This window comes from Actinokineospora terrae (genome assembly GCF_900111175.1).
Taxonomy (GTDB): Bacteria; Actinomycetota; Actinomycetes; order Mycobacteriales; family Pseudonocardiaceae; genus Actinokineospora; species Actinokineospora terrae.
Window position 1 is genome coordinate 493,928 of the sequence record NZ_FOGI01000002.1, and the last position, 21,285, is coordinate 515,212.

18 protein-coding genes and 1 pseudogene are annotated in these 21,285 nt (G+C 70.0%); 14 read left to right on the plus strand and 5 right to left on the minus strand.

Annotated features, from left to right (window positions below; all coding sequences use genetic code 11):
- The first annotated feature begins 73 nt into the window (after positions 1–73).
- The gene (locus BMY07_RS05445) at positions 74–1,570 is read left to right on the plus strand and encodes a CoA-acylating methylmalonate-semialdehyde dehydrogenase (RefSeq protein WP_092775324.1); all 1,497 of its coding nucleotides are present in this window, start codon (positions 74–76) and stop codon (positions 1,568–1,570) included.
- A 20-nt stretch (positions 1,571–1,590) separates the two neighbouring features.
- Positions 1,591–2,967, plus strand: a complete 1,377-nt coding sequence (locus tag BMY07_RS05450) for an aspartate aminotransferase family protein (protein WP_092775325.1) — start codon at positions 1,591–1,593, stop codon at positions 2,965–2,967.
- Positions 2,968–3,058: 91 nt separating this feature from the next.
- On the opposite strand, the gene BMY07_RS05455 is transcribed toward BMY07_RS05450, so the two are convergent.
- Entirely contained in the window at positions 3,059–4,456 is a 1,398-nt protein-coding gene (locus BMY07_RS05455) for a cytochrome P450 (protein ID WP_092775326.1), read from the minus strand.
- Positions 4,457–4,941: 485 nt separating this feature from the next.
- Complete coding sequence (locus BMY07_RS05460; protein WP_092775327.1) at positions 4,942–6,285, minus strand: MFS transporter; 1,344 nt, start codon at positions 6,283–6,285, stop codon at positions 4,942–4,944.
- A 223-nt stretch (positions 6,286–6,508) separates the two neighbouring features.
- On the opposite strand from BMY07_RS05460, the gene BMY07_RS05465 reads away from it, so the two are divergent.
- The gene (locus tag BMY07_RS05465) at positions 6,509–6,889 is read left to right on the plus strand and encodes a MarR family winged helix-turn-helix transcriptional regulator (protein ID WP_092775328.1); all 381 of its coding nucleotides are present in this window, start codon (positions 6,509–6,511) and stop codon (positions 6,887–6,889) included.
- Positions 6,890–7,299: 410 nt separating this feature from the next.
- Here the strand turns inward: BMY07_RS05465 and BMY07_RS36035 are convergent, their stop codons facing one another.
- Together BMY07_RS36035 and BMY07_RS05480 are read right to left on the minus strand one after the other, a co-directional pair.
- Complete coding sequence (locus tag BMY07_RS36035; protein WP_092775330.1) at positions 7,300–7,719, minus strand: DUF418 domain-containing protein; 420 nt, start codon at positions 7,717–7,719, stop codon at positions 7,300–7,302.
- A gap of 383 nt (positions 7,720–8,102) precedes the next feature.
- A complete protein-coding gene (locus BMY07_RS05480; protein WP_245782220.1) occupies positions 8,103–9,725 on the minus strand; it encodes a carbohydrate binding domain-containing protein in 1,623 nt (540 codons plus the stop codon).
- Between the two features lie 312 nt (positions 9,726–10,037).
- Here BMY07_RS05480 and BMY07_RS05485 point away from each other — a divergent pair, with 312 nt between their 5' ends.
- The 11 genes from BMY07_RS05485 to BMY07_RS05535 all read left to right on the plus strand — a co-directional run bounded on the left by BMY07_RS05485 (position 10,038) and on the right by BMY07_RS05535 (position 19,988).
- Entirely contained in the window at positions 10,038–10,478 is a 441-nt protein-coding gene (locus BMY07_RS05485; RefSeq protein WP_092775332.1) for a hypothetical protein, read from the plus strand.
- A 203-nt stretch (positions 10,479–10,681) separates the two neighbouring features.
- Entirely contained in the window at positions 10,682–11,461 is a 780-nt protein-coding gene (locus BMY07_RS05490) for a peptidase M10A (protein ID WP_092775333.1), read from the plus strand.
- An 80-nt stretch (positions 11,462–11,541) separates the two neighbouring features.
- Positions 11,542–11,883 carry a metalloregulator ArsR/SmtB family transcription factor gene (locus tag BMY07_RS05495; RefSeq protein ID WP_092775334.1) on the plus strand — a complete coding sequence of 114 codons (342 nt, stop codon included), beginning with the start codon at positions 11,542–11,544 and terminating at the stop codon, positions 11,881–11,883.
- Positions 11,880–12,401, plus strand: a complete 522-nt coding sequence (locus BMY07_RS05500; RefSeq protein ID WP_092775335.1) for an SRPBCC family protein — start codon at positions 11,880–11,882, stop codon at positions 12,399–12,401. Before BMY07_RS05495 ends, BMY07_RS05500 begins: the two co-directional genes overlap by 4 nt.
- Positions 12,402–12,452: 51 nt before the next feature.
- The gene (locus tag BMY07_RS05505; protein ID WP_092775336.1) at positions 12,453–13,202 is read left to right on the plus strand and encodes a maleylpyruvate isomerase family mycothiol-dependent enzyme; all 750 of its coding nucleotides are present in this window, start codon (positions 12,453–12,455) and stop codon (positions 13,200–13,202) included.
- A 30-nt stretch (positions 13,203–13,232) separates the two neighbouring features.
- Entirely contained in the window at positions 13,233–14,453 is a 1,221-nt protein-coding gene (locus BMY07_RS05510) for a sensor histidine kinase (protein WP_092775337.1), read from the plus strand.
- Positions 14,441–15,088 (plus strand): response regulator, encoded by a 648-nt coding sequence (locus BMY07_RS05515; RefSeq protein ID WP_092775338.1) that lies wholly within the window; start codon positions 14,441–14,443, stop codon positions 15,086–15,088. The genes BMY07_RS05510 and BMY07_RS05515 overlap by 13 nt, the downstream gene beginning before the upstream one ends.
- A 249-nt stretch (positions 15,089–15,337) precedes the next feature.
- Positions 15,338–16,111 carry a peptidase M10A gene (locus BMY07_RS05520; RefSeq protein WP_092775339.1) on the plus strand — a complete coding sequence of 258 codons (774 nt, stop codon included), beginning with the start codon at positions 15,338–15,340 and terminating at the stop codon, positions 16,109–16,111.
- A 221-nt stretch (positions 16,112–16,332) separates the two neighbouring features.
- Positions 16,333–17,451, plus strand: a complete 1,119-nt coding sequence (locus BMY07_RS05525; RefSeq protein ID WP_092775340.1) for a serine hydrolase domain-containing protein — start codon at positions 16,333–16,335, stop codon at positions 17,449–17,451.
- 57 nt (positions 17,452–17,508) lie between these two features.
- Positions 17,509–19,011 (plus strand): alpha/beta hydrolase, encoded by a 1,503-nt coding sequence (locus BMY07_RS05530; protein WP_092775341.1) that lies wholly within the window; start codon positions 17,509–17,511, stop codon positions 19,009–19,011.
- Between the two features lie 170 nt (positions 19,012–19,181).
- Positions 19,182–19,988 (plus strand): ATP-grasp domain-containing protein, encoded by an 807-nt coding sequence (locus BMY07_RS05535; RefSeq protein WP_092775342.1) that lies wholly within the window; start codon positions 19,182–19,184, stop codon positions 19,986–19,988.
- A gap of 878 nt (positions 19,989–20,866) precedes the next feature.
- On the opposite strand, the pseudogene BMY07_RS05540 reads toward BMY07_RS05535, so the two are convergent.
- A pseudogene (locus tag BMY07_RS05540) lies at positions 20,867–21,241 on the minus strand (DUF5997 family protein); the annotation flags it as partial.
- Between the last annotated feature and the right edge of the window lie 44 nt (positions 21,242–21,285).

The window sequence follows — 21,285 nt, forward strand, 5'->3', positions numbered from 1 at the left end:
AGCTGCACTGTGTAACTAGCCGGGGCCGGTCGGCTGGTCGAGGCTGGGAGGACCAGCGGGCGAAGGGGAGCGGATGGGCGCGGAGATCGTGGGGCACTGGATCGGTGGCGCTGAGTCCGCCGGGGAGTCCGACCGGACGGCGGACGTGTTCGACCCGGCCACCGGCAAGGTCGCCAGGCAGGTGGCGCTGGCGGGCGCGGCCGATGTCGACCGCGCGGTGGCGGCGGCGGCCGGGGCGTTCCCCGGTTGGCGCGACACCCCGATCTCCCGGCGCACCCGGGTCCTGTTCGCCTTCCGCCAGCTGCTGGACGAGGCCAAGGACGAGCTGGCCGAGGTCATCACCGCCGAGCACGGCAAGGTCGTCTCCGACGCCCAGGGCGAGGTGGCGCGCGGGCTGGAGGTCGTCGAGTTCGCCTGCGGCATCGGGCACCTGCTCAAGGGCGGCCACACGGAGAACGCCTCGACCGGGGTCGACGTGCACGCCACCCGGCAGCCGCTGGGTCCGGTCGCGGTGATCAGCCCGTTCAACTTCCCGGTGATGGTGCCGCTGTGGTTCGTGCCGATCGCGATCGCGGCGGGCAACACGGTCGTGCTCAAGCCGAGCGAGAAGGACCCGTCGGCCGCGTTGCTGCTGGCCAGGCTCTGGCAGCGGGCGGGACTGCCGGACGGGGTGTTCACGGTCCTCAACGGCGACAAGGAAGCCGTGGACGGCCTGCTCGACCACCCGGACATCAAGGCCGTGTCGTTCGTCGGGTCGACCCCGGTGGCGAGGTACGTCCACCAGCGGGCAGGCGCGGCGGGCAAGCGCGTGCAGGCACTGGGTGGGGCGAAGAACCACATGGTCGTGCTGCCCGACGCCGACGTGGACCTGACCGCGGACGCCGCGATCAACGCCGGGTTCGGCTCGGCGGGCGAGCGGTGCATGGCGATCAGCGTCGTGGTCGCCGTCGGCGCGGTGGCCGACCCGCTGGTGGCCGCGATCGCCGAGCGCGCGCGGGGACTGCGCACCGGGGACGGCAGGCGCGGCTGCGACATGGGTCCGCTGATCACCGGCGCGCACCGCGACAAGGTGGCGGGATACGTCGCCTCGGGCGAGCAGGCGGGCGCCACGGTGGTGGTGGACGGCCGGGACGTGGAGCCGGACGCGGACGGGTCCGGGTTCTTCCTCGGCCCGACGCTGCTCGACCACGTGACCCCCGGGATGTCGGTCTACACCGACGAGATCTTCGGCCCGGTGCTGTCCGTGGTCCGCGTCGACACGTACGCCGAGGCGGTCGCGCTGGTCAACGGCAACCCTTACGGCAACGGCACGGCGATCTTCACCAACGACGGCGGCGCGGCGCGGCGGTTCGCCAACGAGATCGAGGTCGGCATGGTCGGGGTGAACGTCCCGATCCCGGTGCCGGTCGCGTACTACTCCTTCGGCGGCTGGAAGGACTCGCTGTTCGGCGACACCCACGCCCACGGCACCGACGGCGTGCATTTCTTCACCAGGGGCAAGGTCGTGACCTCCCGCTGGCCCGACGACGGCCACCGCGGCGTCGACCTCGGCTTCCCCCGCAACGACTGACCTCCCGAGGAGCACCGGACATGACCCTCACCGAGCACGGCCCCACCTCGACCGGCTCCGCCTCGGCGGGCTGGGGGAACCTGTGGCCGCACTTCACCAGGCTCTCCGCCGACCGCACCCCGGTGATCACCCGCGGCGAGGGCGCCTACATCTGGGACGACCGGGGCAGACGGGTGCTGGACGGGCTGTCCGGCCTGTTCGTCGTGCAGGCCGGGCACGGGCGCCGGGAACTGGCGTCGGTCATGGCGGCGCAGGCCGCCGAGTTGGCGTACTTCCCGGTGTGGGGCTACGCGACCCCGCCGGTGATCGAGCTGGCCGAGCGGCTCGCGGCGGCGGCACCCGGCGACCTGAACCGGGTCTTCTTCACCACCGGCGGCGGCGAGGCGGTGGAGAGCGCCTGGAAGGTGGCCAAGCAGTACTTCAAGCTGACCGGCCGCCCGCTCAAGCACAAGGTGATCAGCCGCGCGATCGCCTACCACGGCACCCCGCAGGGCGCGCTGGCGATCACCGGGCTGCCCGCGATGAAGCAGCAGTTCGAACCGCTGACCCCGGGCGGTTTCCGGGTGCCCAACACCAACATCTACCGGGCCACCGAGCACGCGGACGACCCGGTCGCGTTCGGCCGGTGGGCGGCGGACCGGATCGAGGAAGCGATCCTGTTCGAGGGCCCGGACACCGTCGCGGCGGTGGTCCTGGAACCGGTGCAGAACTCCGGCGGCTGCTTCACTCCCCCGCCCGGCTACTTCCAGCGGGTCCGCGAGATCTGCGACAAGCACGACGTGCTGCTGGTCTCCGACGAGGTCATCTGCGCGTTCGGCAGGCACGGCAGCACCTTCGCCTGCGCGAAGTTCGGCTACCAGCCCGACATCGTGACCTGCGCCAAGGGCATGAGCTCCGGCTACGCCCCGATCGGCGCCATGATCACCACCGACCGGGTGGTCGAGCCGTTCCTGCGCGACAAGACCGTCTTCCCACACGGCTACACCTTCGGCGGTCACCCGGTCGCCGCCGCCGTCGCCCTGGCCAACCTGGACATCTTCGACTCGGAACGCCTCAACGAGAACGTCCTGGCCAACGAGTCCGCCTTCGGCACCACCATGCGCCGCCTCCTCGACCTCCCCGTAGTCGGCGACGTCCGCGGCGACGGCTACTTCTGGGCCGTGGAACTGGTGAAGGACAAGAACACCAAGCAGACCCTCACCGCCGAGGAACGAGAAACCCTGATCCGCGGCTACCTCCCCAAGGCCCTATTCGACAACGGCCTCTACTGCCGCCCTGACGACCGCGGCGACCCCGTCGTCCAGGTAGCCCCACCACTGATCTGCGGCCAGGCAGAGTTCGACGAGATCGAACGGATCCTCCGCCACACCCTCACCGAGGCCAGCACGCTCCTCTAACCCCCGGCACCCGCCAGCCCTAGGTTCCGACACGGCCAGCGTCGGTTTTGGTGTGGTCGGGGTTCTCGTCGAATCGAGTCGTGGTGGGGGTTTAGACGGACTTGGGTTCGGGGTGGGTGGGGGTGTGGGCTTGGCGTTGGCTTGGTAGGTCGGTGGTGTTGGGGTGGGCGGTGACGCGGAGGCGGAGGCCGCGGGGGCGCAGGGTCGCGGTGGGAGACGCGCGGACTTCGGTGCCGGCGACGGGCTCGATGTGCCATCGGGTGGTGATGGCGGCTAGGACGATGCTGATCTCGGTCAGGGCGAAGGTGTTGGCGACGCACTTGCGCGGGCCCCCGCCGAACGGCAGGTACGGCGAGCGGGGCGTCGGCGCCGAGGTCCACCGGTCGAGGTCGAACCGGTGCGGGTCCGGGTAGCGGTCCGGGCGGTGGTGCACCAGGTGCGGGCTGATGATCACCGCCGTGTCGGCCGGGATCTCGTGGTCGCCGAGCCGGGTGGCCATGGTGGTGGTGCGGGTGAACATCCACACCGGCGGCCACCGGCGCATCGTCTCCGTGATCAACCTCCCGGTGGTCGTGTCGTGGCCCGCCGCCACCCGCGTGGCCAGGATCCCCGCCGCCTCGGCCCGGACCCGCGCCTGCAACTCGGCGTCGGTGCCCAGCACGTGCAGCGCCCACGCCAGCGTGCTGGCGGCGGTCTCCGACCCCGCGATGAAGAACGTGATCAGCTGGTCGGTCAACTCGACATCGGTCGACCGCCCCCTGGTCTGCGGGTCCTGCGCCGCGAGCAACGCCGAGAGCAGGTCGCCGTTGTCGGAACCGTCGCCCGCGACGGTGCGCCTGCGCTCCACCACGATCTGGTGCAGCGTCTGCCGCAGCCGCACCGTCGCCTTCCGGTAGGCCCGGTTGCCCGGCGTCGGCACGTTGTCCAGGATCGGCGGCGTCATCATCCGCCGGTACATCCCGGTGAGCAGGACCGTGGTGTCGGCCAGCACCTGGTCCAGCCCGGCCTCGGACAGCGTGTCGGAGAACATGGTCGCCGCCACGATGCGGGACGTGATCGCCACCAACCGCGGCAACACGTCGAGCACCTCACCGTCGCCCCAGCTCCCCGCCGCGGCCGCCGCCTCCCGCGCCATCACCCGCGCGTAGTCCGGCAGCCTGCTCGCGTGGAACGCGGGCTGCACCAGCCGACGCTGCCGCCGGTGCAGGTGGTGCGGACACGAGGACAGGCCGTCCCCCGCGAACTCCCGAACCCGATCCCCGAACGGACCTCCCTTGTCGAAGACGTGGTCGTCCCGCAGCACCACGTCGGTCAGCTCCACCCCGCACACCACGACCGCCCGCATCGGCCCCAGCCGCACCCGCACCAGATCGCCCAGCGCGGGCAACGACTCCAGGAACCCCAACGGATCACGCACCAATCGCGGCGCGTGCCCCAACACCGGCACCGCCCCCGGCGCGGACGGGATGGTGCTGAACGGGTTCGCCATCGCTGGGTGCCTCCGATGCGGTGCGGACCTGAGGTCCACGCGGGCAATCCACAAGCCGGTCACAACAACCGCGTCCACCGTAGGCGCCGCCAAGATGACCTTCCAAGGAAGATCACTCGTACCGGTGATCCCGCACCGAACCCCACACCACCGACCCCGCACCCCGGCGGAGAACCCCGCCGGCACTCGGGCACTCTGGCACTCGGGCACTCGGGCACTCGGGCCGGAGAACCACCTCCTTCGACAACGTGGCAACGATCAGGACGACGCACACCATCTGCTCGGGCGGACGGCAGAGATCAGGACACCTCCCCCGGGTAGCGGATCCGACGACATGCGGTGGCGGAACAGGATTGTCAGTGCTGGGCGGCGACCACACCGGGTTGACAGCGACATCGACGTTGGCGGCACGGTCGGTGCGAGTAGCGAGGTCGGCATGGCGGCAAGGCTCGGTTCCAGTGTCGGTGTCGGTGTCGGCGGCGGTGTCAGTGTTGGCGGGTGCGGCGGCGGGCCAGGGGGACGAGGTTCAGCAGGAGTCCCGCGACAGCGACGCCGGTGACCAGGTTGAGGCCGGGGCGGAACGCGCTGAGGTCGGTGGCCGTCGAGCCCGCGAGGACGGCGGTGACCACGGCGAGGACCAGCGCGGAGCCGACCTGGCCCGAGGTCTGCAGCAGCCCGGCCGCCAGGCCCTGTTCGGCGTCGTCGATGCCGTCGGTGCCCTGGGCCATGATGGCGCTGAACCCGAACCCGAACCCGCCGCCGAGTAAGAGCATCGTGGGCAGGATGGCCAGTGGGTAGTCCGGCGTGGTGCCCGCGGACACGAGGAACCACACGTACCCGAGGCTCAGCGACACCATCGAGGCCAGGATCAGCCGCTCGGTGCCGTACCGGTCGATCAACCTGCCGACCAGCGGCGAGCCGAGCACGACCACGATGCCCGCGGGCAGCAGGGCGAGCGCCATCGTCAGCGGTGCCCAGCCGAGGACGTTCTGCAGGTAGATCGTCATCATGAACTGGAAGCTGATGTAGGACCCCATCAGCGCGACCACGCTCAGGTTCGCCCGCACCACCGAGCCGATGCGCAGGATGCCCAGCCGGATCAGCGGGTGCGCGATGCGGTTCTCGATCAGGACGAAGGTGGTCAGCAGCGCGACGACCGCGGCCACCGACGCCAGCGTGATCGGTGACAGCCACCCGCGTTCCGGTGCGGTGACGACGGTGTAGACCGCGAGCAGCGTGCCCCCGGTGAGCGTGACGGCGCCCCAGATGTCGTGGCCGCCTTCGGCTCGCGCGGTGTCTCGCGGGATCAGCCGCATGCCGACCACCAGTGCCGCGAGCGCGATGGGCACCGGCGTGAGGAACGTCCAGCGCCACCCGGCGCTGGTGAGCAGGCCACCCAGGATCAGGCCGGAGGAGTACCCGCTGGCGCCGAACACGGTGAAGATCGACAGCGCCCGGTTGCGGGCGGGCCCCTCGGCGAAGGTCGTGGTCAGGATGGACATGGCGGTCGGCGCGGTGAAGGCGGCGGCGAGGCCCTTGATGAACCGGGTGACCACGAGCAGCACCCCGTCGTCGACGAGGCCGCCGACGAGGGAGGCCACCGCGAAGGCGGCCAGGGCGACGAGGAACACCCGGCGGCGGCCGAGCAGGTCGGCGGTGCGGCCGCCGAGCAGCAGCAGCCCGCCGTAGCCGAGGACGTAACCGTTCACCAGCCATTGCAGCGAGGACTCGGACATGCCGAGTTCGGCGCCGATGGACGGCAGCGCAACGCCGACCATGGACACGTCCATGCCGTCGAGGAAGAGCACGACGCACAGGACGGCCAGCACGCCCCAGAGGCGGGCGGGCCAGGCGGCGGCGGTCGGGTCGGGGAGGGGACCGGTGGTGGCACCGGGTCCGGGGACAGGGCCTGCGGCCGAGGCAGGGGCCGTGGGCGTTTCGAGGAAAGGCACACTCGAAAACTACATGCGCTCGCATCTAATGCGCCAACATAATATGCCAACGGGTAAGATGCTTTGACATAAGTTGTTGGCGCGTGGTAGGGTGCCCGCCATGGCGCAGGGACCGGAGCTCGTCGACCAGTGGCGGTCGATGACCGCGCGCTACAACGAGATCGCCTGCAGGCTCGACCGGGAGCTCGAGGAGTCCCACGGCGTCAGCATGAACGAGTTCGAGACCCTCGACCGGCTCGCCGCGCACGACGCGGACAAACTCCGGATGCTGGACCTCGCCGCAGCCATGTACCTCAGCCAGAGCGCGCTCTCCCGCACCGTCGCCCGCCTGGAACGCGCGGGCCTGGTCGAACGCGCCCTGTGCGAGGCCGACCGCCGCGGCGTCTTCGTCCGCATCACCGACGCGGGCCGCGACCGCTACCGCGCCGCCAGCGAGACGCACCGCAACATCCTGGCCGAGCACCTGTCCGCGGCGGACTAGCCCGGATCGAGGCCTGGATCAGTCGAGGATCCGAGCTTCACGTAGATGTGCAGCAGGTGGGTCTTCACCGTCGCCTCGCTGATGCAGAGCTCTGCCGGGAGCACATCGGAATCCGTGTCGTGCCGACTCGACCTCCACGAACCCCGCCAGCGACCGGACCCGCTCCCGCAACGCGGTGAGCCCGAACCCGGGGCGGCCGAGGTCTCGATCCCCGCCCCGTCGTCGCGGACGTCCAGGACGATCACGTCCTCCATGTAGGACACACGAACCACCAGTGCCAGATGGCGAGCACGGCAGCGATAACCACGGTGATCAGATGGACGTTGGTCGCCACGGACACATTGCACGCCAACGCAAGTAGGGCGCTAGAGCCCAGATCTGGTCCCAGCGTTGTTGTTCGTGTGCGGAGTTCACCGCGCTGCCGTCCGGTAGGTGAGGCGGCGGAGCAGCACCTCGGCTGGACCTCTTACGCCCGCTTGGCGCAACAGGTCGGCGAGCAGCACTGAGACAACCCACGTCGCGAGTGCAATCACCGCCACTTCTGCCGTACCGAGCGTCTCGCCCGGTCCGAGGGTGTAGGACGACAGGAGTGCCACGAAGACCACGGATTGGAACAGGTAGCAGCTAAACGATCGTTCCCCGCACGCGGTGATGGCGAGCACCACCGGTCCACGCCGATTCCCGATGCGCAGTGCGACCAAGCCGATCAGCGCCGCATAGCCCAACCGCCCGCGATGCCGGTAACACGCGCAACGCCGATGTGATCCAGAGCGCGGCCATGCCCTCTGGTTCCCAGAACCCGCCAACCGCAAGGCCAGCCGATAATCCACCTAGCAGACTCAGACCGATGGCGGCCGTCAGGGGCAGCAACGCGCGATGCCATGCGGGATCGGAGATCACCCCGCGCCGAGCGGCCCACGTACCGACCAAGGCAGCGCAACCGACACAGAGCATGCCCAGCGGTGTCATGAGCCACTCCACTGGGCGTAACGCCATCGCCTCAAGTGGATCGGTGGTCTCGAAGGAGAAGAAGAGCGACCGCGCACCACCGAGCGCCCCTATCCACCGGTCGGCCACTCGGATCGACCGATCAGTTGATGCGCCCGTCCCCGTCCGCCACAAGAGAGCCACCGCCCCGGACCGCGAAGCCATCCACAGTAGACACAAAGCTGCCCGGGCCAGATGGTGGCCCGGGCAGCGGAAGAGCAGCGGATCAGCCGGTGAAGCCCGCGGTGATGGCGGTGAACTCCCAGTTCGGGCGGTCGCGGTTGACCGCCCAGAAGGAGAACCTGCCGATGTGGTTGGCGTTGGACCAGTCGCGGATCCGGGTCCAGATCTGCGGGGTGGTGTTCTCGCCCGCGTCGCTGGCGTTGTTCATGCCGGAGATGCCGACGTGGGCGTAGGCCTCGGCGTCGGTCCAGCCGAAGGTGGACTTGAGCTTGTTCTTCAGGCCCTCGGTGGAGTTGACGGTGGCGGCGTACATGTCGGCGGCGCCGCCGAAGTTGAAGGGCATGATGGTGAAGTTGTCGATGTTGGCGTTGAGCGCCTTGGCCTGCTCGATGAGCCGGTTGCCCCAGGAGTTCGGGCCGGTGTTGAGGGTCGGGAAGGTGAGGATGGTGCGCAGGCCGGGGTTGTTGGTCTTGACGATCTTGAGCGCGGTGAGGATCCGGTCCTGCACGGCGGCGCTCTCGAACTCGTCGGTGTTCTCGATGTCGACGTCGATGGCCTTGAGGCCGTAGGCGTCGATCACCTTCTGGTAGGCGCCCGCCAGCAGTTCGGCGGTGGCGCAGTTCGGGCCGAGCTTGTTGCCGCTCCACCCGCCGATCGACGGGACGATGTCACCGCCCGCCGCGCGGATGGCCTTGACGTTGTTCTCGTCCACGCCGCCCTTGAGCGGGCGCTGGCTGTCCCAGGTCGGGTTGCAGCCGTTCTGGGCGAGGATGAACGCCATGGTGAACCACTTGACGCCGGTCGCGCGCATCACGTCCGCCGCGGCAGGCGGGTTGCCCCACCCGAGGTAGAGGTACGGCGCGGCCTGGATGAAGCGCGGGCCGGGGTTGCCGTCGTCCTTACCGGTGGTCGCGGTGACCGCGGCCGACGCGGGAGAGGTGTTGCCAGCGGCGTCCTTGGCCCGAACCGTGAAGCTGTAAGAGGTGCTGGGCGAGAGACCGGTGACGGTAGCGCTAGTGCCGGTGGCCGGGGTTACCTGCCCGGACCGGACGACCTCGTAACCGGTGACGCCCACGTTGTCCGTCGAGGCATCCCAAGCGAGCGAGACGCTGTTCGCGGTGACACTGGTGACCCGGGGGTTCGCGGGCGCGGTCGGCGCCTGCGTGTCGTTACCGCCACCGCCACCAGGACCGTCGAGCGCGATGTCGTCCGCGTTGTAGGTGCCCTGGCCGTACCAACCGTGCAGGTAGACCTCCGCACTGGTCTGACTCGCGGTGGTCGTGAACGAGATACTGAGCTGGGTGTAGCCGGAAGCCGAGTTGGCCCACTTGACCGCGCCGCCGGTGACACCGAGGTGCACGTAGTTGCCGCGCACCCACCCGGACAGCGTGTACGCGGTGCTCGGCTTGACCGCCACCGTCTGGGCGCAGCGGGCGTTGTTGCTCGCCGACGCGGCACCGGCGAGGGCCTTGCTCCCGCCGTGCACGGGGGTGCCGACCACGGAGCCGGTGCCACCCGCGCAGGTCCAGCCGGACAGCGTGCCGGACTCGAAGCCGGGGTTGGTGAGCAGGTTGTCGGCGTGGGCGGCGATCGGGGTGATCACCAACCCCGCGGCGATGAGCGCTGCGGCGCCCAAGCCGGTGAACAAGCGATGTCGGGTACGCACGGGACCTCCCGGGTGAGGTGGGCTGACGGGGAGTGCAGGGGATGCGTCGGCCGGACCGATCAGGGAATTGGTCTGGACCATATGTCGGATTGAAGTGCAGTGCCGGGAAGGTGTCAATAGTGGGGAAATCGCGGTCCACCGGGTGATTCCGATATCCGGACACCGGCGTGCGGCCGACCGCGCGCCGCCAATCATCCACTGTGGACGTCACAGGTCACTCGGATGGCGTAACGATCATGGCGTAACGAGCCGCGTACGTCGCACGAAGAGCGTGGTGTCAACACCCCCCCATACCGGAAACGAAGGTGGCCGATGCCGTCCGCGAGCGAGACCGTCACGAAGTGGCCCAACATCCACCACACGCTGACCACCATGGTGCAGATCGACTTCGGCACGCCGTCAGTGGACTACGAGGGCAAGTCCGACGGTGGTTGGATCTACCTCAACGGCCTCAAGGTCACCCTCGGCGACACGGTGGTCGACGCGCACATCACCATCACCAAGCCCAGCAAGAAGGGCGCGGGCACCGACACCTGGAACCTGTGCCACCTCACCCTCACCCGCAAGGAGAACCCGCACGTGTTCTACGAGGTGAGCGACGACGGTGAGGTCAAGACCACCGACAAGCTCATCGACATGGCGGGCAAGAACCGCAAGGCCTCCGAGCACTACGTGGGCAACCAGATCAACGACGCGAAGGTCGTCAACGCCGTCAAGAGCGACATCGCGCAGCTGTTCGCGCACCTGGCCTAGCCGCGGGCGGCACTGGGACCGCCCGGTCCCAGTGCGACCCGACCTCACAGCCGCACTCCTCTCATGCCCGCCGCGCCGGGGCCGATTCACCCCTGTACCGCCCTGGCGCGTTGCACCCGTCGCACTCCCGAACGACGACCTGTCCCGCTCCCGCCCCGGCTGACTCTTGTGTCATCCAGCCAGGAGCCGAAGGGGACGCACACATGGGTCGCAACCGGATCGCCGCTCTCGTCGCCACCGCCATCGCGGCATCCGCCGTGATCGTGACCCAGCTCCCGGTCGCCAACGCCACCGCCGACGAGCAGATCTACGTCGTCAGCGAGGCCTTCACCTTCGACGAGCCCACCGGTGACGCCAATGTGACCACCGCCGCCAAGGCCACCGCGGACACCTCTTGCTCCGACGCCACCTACGCGCTCAAGACCTGGAAGGTCGGCTCACTGACCTGGCTCTACAACAGCGCGGGTGTCCCGTCCAACATCGCGGGCACCGCTCTTAACACCATCACGGCCTCTACGAACACCGTCGCCAAGGGCGCCAACCGCTGCGGTCAGGCCGCCCTCACCACCTCGACCTACACCTACGGCGGCACCACCACCCTCAAGCCGCAGGTCAGCTCCAACGGCACCTGCACCGGCAACGACGGCAAGTCGGTCACCGGCTGGGGTGCGCTGCCCACCAAGGTCCTGGCCTACACCTGCACGTTCTACAACGCGCGCGGCGTCGTCGTCGCCTCTGACACCCTCATCGACAACGTGGCCTACACCTGGTTCACCACCAAGCCCGCCAACTGCACCGGTCAGCAGTACGACTTGGAGACCACCCTGACCCACGAGCGCCTGCACACCGCCGGCCTCGGCCACGTCGACCAGGCCAAGAACGCCGCCCAGACCATGACCCCGGCCAGCTCCCCCTGTGACACCTCGCGCCGCCTGCTCGGCGCCGGTGACTACGCGGGCCTCAAGGCCCTGGCGGGCAAGTAGGCAGCTCGAAGAGCCCCCGTGCCACTCGGCGCGGGGGCTTTTCGCTGGCCAACGCGTAACACATCAGTTACGCTTCTGCCGTGGACGAGGTGGCGGGGGCGATCGCCGACCCGGTGCGGCGGCGGATCCTGCTGATGCTCCGGGACGGGGACCTGGCCGCGGGCGACATCGCCGGGCGGTTCGAGATCAGCAGGCCCGCGGTGAGCCGCCACCTGCGCGTGCTGCGCGAGGCAGGCCTGGTCAGCGACCAGGTCATCGGTCGGCAGCGCGTCTACCGGCTCGTCCCCGCGCCGCTGACCGAGCTGGCGCGGTGGCTGACCGGGTTCGAGCGGGCGGCCGGGGTGAACCTGGCGGCATTGGACACCGAGGTGCGCAGGGCGCGGCGGGACCGCCTGGCCCGGCGGGAAGAGGACACAGGGTGAGTGGAGAGTTGTTCCGGACGGCCGTGGGCAGCGAGCTCGTGGTGGGCCGCACGTTCCGGGGGTCGCCGGAGGACGTGTGGGCGAGCATCACCGAACCGGAGCGCACGGCACGGTGGTTCGGGCCGTGGGAGGGGAACGGGGCGCCGGGCAACACCATCCGGGTGCAGATGGTGTTCGAGGAGGGCGAGCCGTGGTTCGACGCGCGGATCGAGGCGTGCGACCCGCCCCGGCGGCTGGGCCTGTCCGTGCTCGACGAGAACGGTTCGTGGCGGATGGACCTGCTGGTGTCGCCGGTCGCGGACGGCACGAGGCTGCGGTTGGTCCACCACCTGCAGAACCTCGACGCCATCGGTGAGATGGGCCCGGGGTGGGAGTACTACCTCGACCTGCTGGTCGCGGCGCGGGAGGGCACCCCGCAGCCGTCGTTCGACGACTACTACCCACGCCTGAAGCCCTACTACCTCGGCCTGGTAGACCCCGATGGAGCGAGCACGGGACTCGACCAGCCAAGCGTGTGAGTCAGTGGGGACTCCTACGGTAAGAGGGTCACCTCTGAGAGGAGCACCGCTGTGCAGATCGTCCACCTCGCCTCGGCGCTGCGCGACCAGACCGCCGCCCTCGCCGCGGCACTGGTCGGCATCGACCCGCACGCCCCCGTCCCCACCTGCCCGCAGTGGCAGGTGCGGCACCTCGTCGGGCACGCCGACCAGGCGTTGCGCTGGAGCGCGGAGATCGCGCGGACCGGGCAGGTCACCCAGATCCCGAACTCGATGGAGTCCGACCCCGGCGACCCCGCGACCTGGGTGGGGACGATGCGCGCGGACGCGGAGGGCCTGATCGACGCCGTCGGTGACGGGTCGGCGCTGGTGTGGACGTTCTTCGGCACGCTGCCCTCGGTGTTCTGGCTGCGGCGCATGGTCGCCGACATGACCATCCACCGCGCGGACGCCGCCATCGCCGCGGGCAAGGAGTACGCCGTGGGGGCGGAGTTGGCGGAGGAGGTCATCACCGAGGGGTTGGAGTTGCTGACCTCGCCTGAGGCCGCAGCCGTGAAGCCCTCCCTGCTCAAGCTGCACGGCAACGGCGAGACTGTCCTGCTGCTGGCGACCTCGGGGCGGGGCTGGCTGATCACTCGCAAGCCGGATGGGCTTGCCTTCGAGCACACCACCACCCAGGTCGAGGCGACTGTGACCGCGTCCGGCCGCGTAGAGGACCTGCTGTGGCTGTTCGCCCGCCGTCTGACTCCCGACGACCAGGGAATCACCGTCACAGGCGACCGGGCCGAGCTGGACCACTGGCTGGCGCACACGGCCTTCTAGGCCCCGAGGCACAATCGCACCGTGAAGGTGATGCTGGGGCGGATCTGGCGGGCAGTGCGCTACCTCGTGGTCGGGGGTGCGACGTCGATGCTGGCGCTGCTCGCGCTGTGCGGTCTGGTCCTGCTGACAGCCCTGTGCGCCGTGTTCGGGTTGGGTCTACCGGTGGTGCCGGAAGCCATGCGGTTCATCCGTCGTGTGCCCGACATCGAGCGGCGGCGCGCAGCCCGGGCCTTGGGCGTATCGGTGCCGGAGGCGTATCGACCGCTGACGGGGTCTATAGGTCGGCAGGTCCACACAGTCCTGTTCGATCCGGCTACCAGGCGGGATATCGCCTGGATAGTGCTCCACGCCTTTACAGGCGTAATCGCGGCAGGTATGGCGGTAGGTCTACCGCTGGCCACAATCAACCAGGCCCTCATCCCGACCTACTGGTACCTGTTGCCGAACGGTGCGCCAAGCGGGTTCGACTACCAGGTGACGTCCTGGCGACTGGCGATGGTGAGCTTGCTCGTCGCAGCCCTCTATGGGGGCCTGACGTTGCTCCTACCTGCTGCTGCGAAGCGCCAGGCGCAGTTCGCCCGATGGCTGCTCAAGCCGACCGAGGGTGTGTTGCTGCAAGACCGCGTGGCCGAGCTCACCGCGACCAGGGCCGCGGCGCTCGACGCGCACGGTGCCGAGCTGCGCCGGATCGAACGCGACTTGCACGACGGGACGCAGGCACGCATCGCCGCCGTCATCATGCAACTGGGCATCGCGGAGCAGCTGCGCGACCGGGACACCGGCGCCGCGTTCGACCTGGTGCGCAAGGCCCAGGACACCGCGGTCTCCGCGCTCGCCGAACTCCGCGACGTCGTGCGCAGCATCTACCCGCCGGTGCTGTCCGACCGCGGCCTCGACGGGGCGGTGACCGCGCTGGCCGCCCGCTGCCCGATCCCGTGTGAGCTGGACCTCGCCCAGGTCGGCAGGCGACCGGCCGCGGTGGAGGCGGCGGCATACTTCATCATCGCCGAGGCGTTGACCAACGTCACCAAGCACTCCGGCGCCGGACAGGTCTCGATCGGGCTCGACGCCGCGGAGGACAGGTTGCTGATCACGGTCGACGACGACGGTCGCGGCGGTGCCGACGAGGCGCTGGGCAGCGGGCTGGTGGGCATCCGGCGCCGGGTCGACGCCCTGGACGGCAGCACCGTGCTGACCAGCCCGGTCGGCGGCCCCACCACGTTGCGGGTGGAGCTGCCATGCGGGTCGTGATCGCCGAGGACGACGCCCTGTTGCGCGAGGGCCTCGTACTGCTGCTGAGCACCGCGGGTATAGAGGTGCGCGCGGCCGTGGACAACGCGACGGACTTCCTGGCGGCGGTCACCGCCGAGCGACCGGACGCGGTCGTAGTCGACGTGCGGCTGCCCCCGACCTTCACCGACGACGGCTTGCGTGCGGCCGTCGCGGCCCGGAAGGTGCATCCTGGCCTGCCGGTGTTGGTGCTATCCGCGTTCGTTGAGGACAGCTACGCCTCAGAACTGCTCGCGGACGGCGCGGGAGGGGTCGGTTACCTGCTCAAGGAGCGCGTCGGGCGGGTGGACAAGTTCCTCGACGCCCTGCGCCGGGTCGCCGCGGGCGGGACCGCGATGGATCCCGAGGTCATCGCCCAGCTGCTGGTCCGGCACCGGGCGGACGACCCGCTGGTGACGCTGACCAGCCGGGAGCGCGAGGTGCTGGGGCTGATGGCCGAGGGGCACGACAACACCACGATCGGCGCCCTGCTCGTGGTCAGTGACGGCGCGGTGCAGAAGCACATCCGCAACATCTTCAGCAAGCTCAACCTGACCAGCGACGAGGCGGGCCACCGCAGGGTGCTGGCGGTCCTGGCGTACCTGAACGCCTCCTGACGCTCCTGGCTCTCCTCAGGTTCGGGTGACGGTCTCGTCCCCCGACCGGTGCCTGCCCGGTCACTGGTGCCACATTCCGTTGGCGTGGCTCCGTTGTGGGGGACATCCCGCGAGGGGCAACCCCCTGCTGTCGGCTGCGGTCCGTGGGTTCTGAGGCGTGCACCCGGTTCGCACCCGCGCGCGCACCCGACCCACTCCCCCGGCACCGGAGTCTTGGTCTCAGCAAGCCAGAACCGAAGGAGACCAGAGATGATCCGCTCGATCACCACCATCGCCGCCACTGTCCTGGCCGCCACCGCGGTGATCGTCGCCGGGCAGCCGGTCTCCTCCACCGCCCCGGCGAGCGACGAGCTGTTCCTGGTCGCCGAGGCGTTCACCTACGACGAGGGCGACGCCGTCACCGCGGCCGTGACCGCCGCCTCCGCCGCCAGCGCCTGCGAGGACACCACCTATGCGCTGAAGACCTGGAAGGTCGGCTCGCTGACCTGGCTCTACAACGGCGCGGGTGTCCCGGCCAACATCGCCTCGACCGCGCTGGACTCGATCACCACTTCCACCAACACCGTCGCCAAGGGCACCAACCGCTGCGGCCTGGCCGCGCTGACCACCTCCACCTACACCTACGGCGGCACCACCACCGTCAAGCCCCAGGTGTCCTCCACCGCCACCTGCACCGGCAACGACAACAAGTCGGTCACCGGCTGGGGCACCCTGCCCGCGAAGGTTCTGGCCTACACCTGCACCTACTACAACGCCAAGGGCGTCGTCATCGCCTCCGACACCCTCATCGACAACGTCGCCTACACCTGGTTCACCACCAAGCCGGCGAACTGCACCGGTCAGCAGTACGACCTGGAGACCACCCTCACCCACGAGCGCCTGCACACCGCGGGCCTGGGCCACGTCGACCAGACCACCAACGCCACCCAGACCATGACTCCGGCCAGCTCGCCGTGCGACACCTCCCGCCGCCTGCTCGGCGCCGGTGACTACGCCGGTCTGAAGGCTCTGGCCGGCAAGTAGTCGAAGTCCGGACCAGATCCCTCTCGGCCTCAAGGCCGGGAGGGATTTCCCTTGTCCTGGGCCAGTTGCCCGATCGGGGGTAGTGCCAGGACTACCCCCGCACTACAGACAAGTAGACCCCGAAGACTAGTGCTAGCACCATGGGAAGCGACGGAAAACCCTTGTAGCTTGGATTTCACCGGGAGAACTCACCAAACCCGGTTCACCAAGGGGGAAATCCGATGCGATCAACAGTGCGCAAGCGCGCCCTGGTCGGCGCCGCGGTCGTGGCGGGACTCGTGGCCGGTTCGACAACGGCCGTCGCCGAACCGGCAGGCGTCTCCACACGAGGCGCCGTGACCCGGGCGCTCGACCAGGTCGTCCGAACAGGGGTGCCGGGCGCGCAAGCGGTGGTCAGCGACCGAGGCCGGTCCTGGGAAGTGTCCAGAGGAGCCGGTGACCTGCGCACCGGGCGGCCTTTCCCGCCCCGGGCCAGAGTCCGGATCGGCAGCAACACCAAGACGTTCGTCGCGGTCGTGGTGCTGGGGCTGGTCGGCGAGGGGCGGGTCGAGCTGGACGCCCCGGTGCAGCGGTACCTGCCGGGCGTGGTCCGCGGCAACGGCAACGACGGCACGCGGATCACGGTTCGCCAGCTGTTGCAGCACACCAGCGGTCTGGCTGATTACCTGGCGGCGATCGATCCGCTGTCGAACCGGTGGAAGCACGTCGAGCCCGCCGAGGTGGTCCGGATCGCGATGGGCCTGGCGCCGCACTTCGCGCCGGGCAGCAGGTGGGAGTACTCCAACACGAACTACGTGCTGGCCGGGATGCTGGTCGAGCGGGTGACCGGACGCTCGGTCGCGGCCGAGGTCGAGCGCCGGATCACCGGCCCGCTCGGCCTGAGATCGACCTACTTCCCGCGCGACCACGAGACCGGGATCCGCGGGCCGCACCCGCGCGGGTACGCCGAGATCGACGGCAAGCGCGTCGACTACACCCGGCAAGATCCGTCCTGGGGTGGGGCTGCCGGTGCCATGGTGTCCACAGGGGAGGAACTCAACACGTTCTTCGCCGCCCTGCTGGGTGGTCGCCTGCTCCCGGCGGCGCAGTTGGCGGAGATGAAGCGGACCGTCCCGGCGGACGTGGCACCCGGCGCGAGCTACGGCCTCGGCCTGATCCGGTACGGCACCACCTGCGGCAGGGACCTGTGGGGTCACGGCGGCAGCATCCCCGGTTACCGCACCCGAGGCGGTATCACCACCACCGGTCGGGCCGTGACCGTCACGGTCAACCAGCTCGTGGACACGCACGAGAGCACCACCGCCCTCGACCAGGCCGTCGACACCGCCGCCTGCTCGTAGTACCAGCGCCTGTGGGGCGCTGCACCATTCACTTCGACTGACCTTGTGGAGATCGACATGAAACGCATGACCGCACTCGTGGCGGCCGTGACCGCTGGAGCTGGGCTGATGGTGGGGGTGGGCTCCGCAGGCGCGAGCGAGTCCAGTGTGGAGGGACTCACGCGGTACCACCATCAGCGGCTGGCGTGGAAGGACTGTCAGCACAGCGATTTGGACGCCGCAGGCGCGCAGTGCGCGGATGTGCGGGTTCCGCTGGACTACGCGCGACCACAGGGGCGGAGCATCACCGTGGCCATCTCCCGGATCAAGGCCACCGACCCGGCGAAACGCCGAGGCGTGATGTTGTCCAATCCCGGCGGGCCCGGTGGTTCGGGGTTAGACCTGATGGTGACGGTCCGGAAGGCGATGACCGCGGATGTCCAGGCGCGGTACGACCTGATCGGACTGGATCCGCGCGGAATCGGGCGGTCGACACCCGTCGACTGCCAGTGGCCGGTGGGGATCATGTTGCGGTCCGCCGGCGTGGACCGGGCCGCGTTCGACCGGACTGTCGCGGTGCAGGCCGACCTGGCCAGGCGGTGCGCCGCGACGGAGGGCGAGTACCTGCGGCACATCTCGACGCGGAACACGGCGCGGGACATGGACGTGGTGCGCGCGGTGCTGGGCGAGCAGCGGATCAGCTACTTCGGTTGGTCGTACGGGACCTACCTGGGCGCGGTCTATACCCAGATGTTCCCTGGGCGCAGCGACCGGTTCGTGCTCGACAGCGCGGCCAACCCCGCGGACTGGTTCACCGGTACGATGGCGGCGATGGCCGCGCCGAACGAGGCCGCCCTGGACAGCTGGTCCGCCTGGGCCGCGACCCGCGACGGCGAGTTCCACCTGGGCACGACCGGGCGACAGGTGCGTTCCCTGGTGGAGGGTCTGGTGCGGCGGGCGGCGCGGGAGCCGATCCGGATCGGCGAGTACCAGGTGGACCAGCACGTCTTACCGATGGTGCTGTTCGTCCGGTTCGACTCGGCGCGCAACGACGTCGCATTGGCCGGTGACATCCGGCAGCTCGTCGACGCCGCTGACGGCAAGGTCGTGACGCCGAACCCGGGGTTGGAGCAGATCCTGCGCGTGTTCTACCGGCCGACCGCGCAGATCCAGAACTCCGGTCAGGCGGCGGTGGTCTGCGGTGACTCGTCCGCGCCGCGGGATCCGGAGTGGTACTGGCGCCGCATCCAGCGGGTCCGCTCGACCTACCCGGTCTTCGGGTCGTTCACCCACAGCCTGACCGCCTGCGCGTTCTGGGCACCACCGGCGGAGCCGAAGACCGTCGTGCGCAACTCGGTCCCGGCCCTGATCGTCCAGGCCACCGGGGACACCCGCACCTCCTACGACGGCGCGGTCCAGCTGCACCGGGCCATGACCGGCTCCCGGCTCGTCACCCTCCGGGACGTCCGCATCCACGCCGTCTTCGGCAACTACCCCAACCGCTGCGTCGAGGACGCCGTCAACACCTACTTCCGCGACGGGACACTCCCCCGCGCCGACACCACCTGCCATGACGACTGATCCACTCGTCGGTGGCGGGCTCGGTCGAACGCGGCAAGGCCCGTCACCACACCAACCCGGACCGGAGCACCAGCCATGGCACGGACGCCACCATCACCAGAACGGGCACGGGCACGGGCAGCCGCGGCCGGTGGCTGGCCGGGCGGAGGGGGCGGCCGTAGATTGGTGGGATGTCTGCGCTGCTGCTTGTTTCCGATCTGACCTACCCGGCTCGTGGACGGCGTTACGGCGACGAGGACGCGTACCTGGCGTCGCGGCTGCGGGCGCACTTCGACGTCGCGCTGTGCCACCCGGCGGACGCGGTGGCGCTGATGGACCGGTTCGACGTGGTGCTGGTGCGCAACAGCGGACCTGTCCTGCACTACCCGGCCGAGTACGCGGCGTTCCGGGCGCACGCGCTGGCGAACGGGACAGCCGTGTTCAACCCGCTGCACGGGCGTGGGGACATGGCGGGCAAGCAGTACCTGGTGGACCTGTCGGCGGCGGGGTATCCGGTGATCCCCACGGTCGACCGGGTCGAGGACGTCGATCGGCTGCCCGATGTGGCCGGCTACGTGGTCAAGCCCAAGGCGGGCGCCGACTCGGTGGGGCTGCTGCGCACCGACCGCGCGGGCATCCCCGCCGGGGGCGACATCCTGATCCAGCCGGAGGTCGACTTCGAGTACGAGGTGTCGTTCTACTTCGTCGACCACCAGTTCCACTACGCCCTCCACGCCCCCGACCCCGGCAAGCGCTGGGAACTGCGGCCGTACGAACCGAACGGCGACGACCTGGCCTTCGCCGAGCGGTTCGTGCGGTGGAACACCCTCGACCACGGCATCCAGCGGGTCGACGCCTGCCGGACCGCGGCGGGGTTGCTGCTGGTGGAATTGGAGGACCTCAACCCGTACCTGTCCCTGGATCTGGTCGACGAGTCCACCCGGGACACCTTCGTCGAGGCGGTCGCTGCGTCGCTGCGGGACCTGAGCGGCCACTAGCGGTCCAGATACACCGGCGAGCACGCGGGCACCGGTACCACACGGATACCCTCCCATCAGGTGATGGTCGACAGCGCGCCGGCCCATTCCACAGTGGACGCTTCAGCCGTCCAGGGACTGGGCAGCCACCCCGGCGCGTTCGTAGGCTTCAACCGTTCGCCTCGCTAGCACCGCCGCTACCGACGAGCACCTATGGACGGACCATCCGCACCGGACAGTCCGGGACCCGAGCCGCGGGTCCCCCCACCTGACGCCAAGCCAGGCGAGGGGACCCGCTCCAGGTCACCGGTGACGTGCGCGCGGGACCGCCGCGAGGGCCCGCCGGGATCTCGGTGATCCGGATCCCGAAGGGCGCGCACAGATTCGCGGCGAGCGCGGTAGGCGCGGGTTCTGGTCTGGCCGACGCGCGTGGGCGCGGTGCGGTCTGGCCGTTCTGCCCGCCGGGCAGGGCACCGATCCGCACACGGGCAGCAGTGCGCGCGCCAGCCAGGGCGATCCGCGCCGCGGACGGGCATGGGCATGGGCACGGGCACGGGCACGGGCACGGGCACGGGCACGGGCACGGAAGGATCCTCGCCGAGGAACCCGTTACCGAAGCCGGGTTCGGTCGGCGTCTGGCGCGCGGCAGCCCGACCGCGAATCCGACCGGTCCACCGCTGCCATTCTGCGTGTGCGGGGCTTGCGCACCTACGGCGGCCGGAGTGTCCGCTGGGTACTCAGTCGCTCAGGTGCTCGACCGTTCGGGCAGCCCGCCGCTCAGCCGGGTGGGCGTGATCCGCCCGGCGAGGCGGGGGCTAGCGGGAGCGGCGCGGAGCCACCTTGCGGACGTTGCCTGCCTTGTCGACCTTGGGGGGCTTGGGTGCGCGGGTGGGCTTCGGTTCCGCGGGCTGGTTCTTGACCCGCTCGGACTCCTTGCGGAACTCGGCCTGGGTGGCGCGTTCCTGCCGCAGCCACTCCGGGTTGTCCGCCTTGATGGCCTCGATCTGCTCGGTGGTGAGCGGGTCCGCGTACCCGGCCCTGGTGAGGCCGCCGATGGACACGCGCAGCTTCGCGGCGACGACCGTGCGGGGGTGCGGGCCGTCGCGGCGCAGGTCGCGCAGCCAGGTGGGTGGGTCGGCCTGCAGCGCGTTGAGCTCGTCGCGGGAGATGGGGCCGTCCTGGAACTCGGCGGGGGTGGCCTCCAGGTACACGCCCAGCTTCTTCGCCGCGGTCGCGGGCTTCATCGTCTGGGGCGTCTTGTGCGGCGAGGTCATGGGGGCAAGCGTAGCGGGGGCGTTCACCGCCGGTAGTCTGGCCT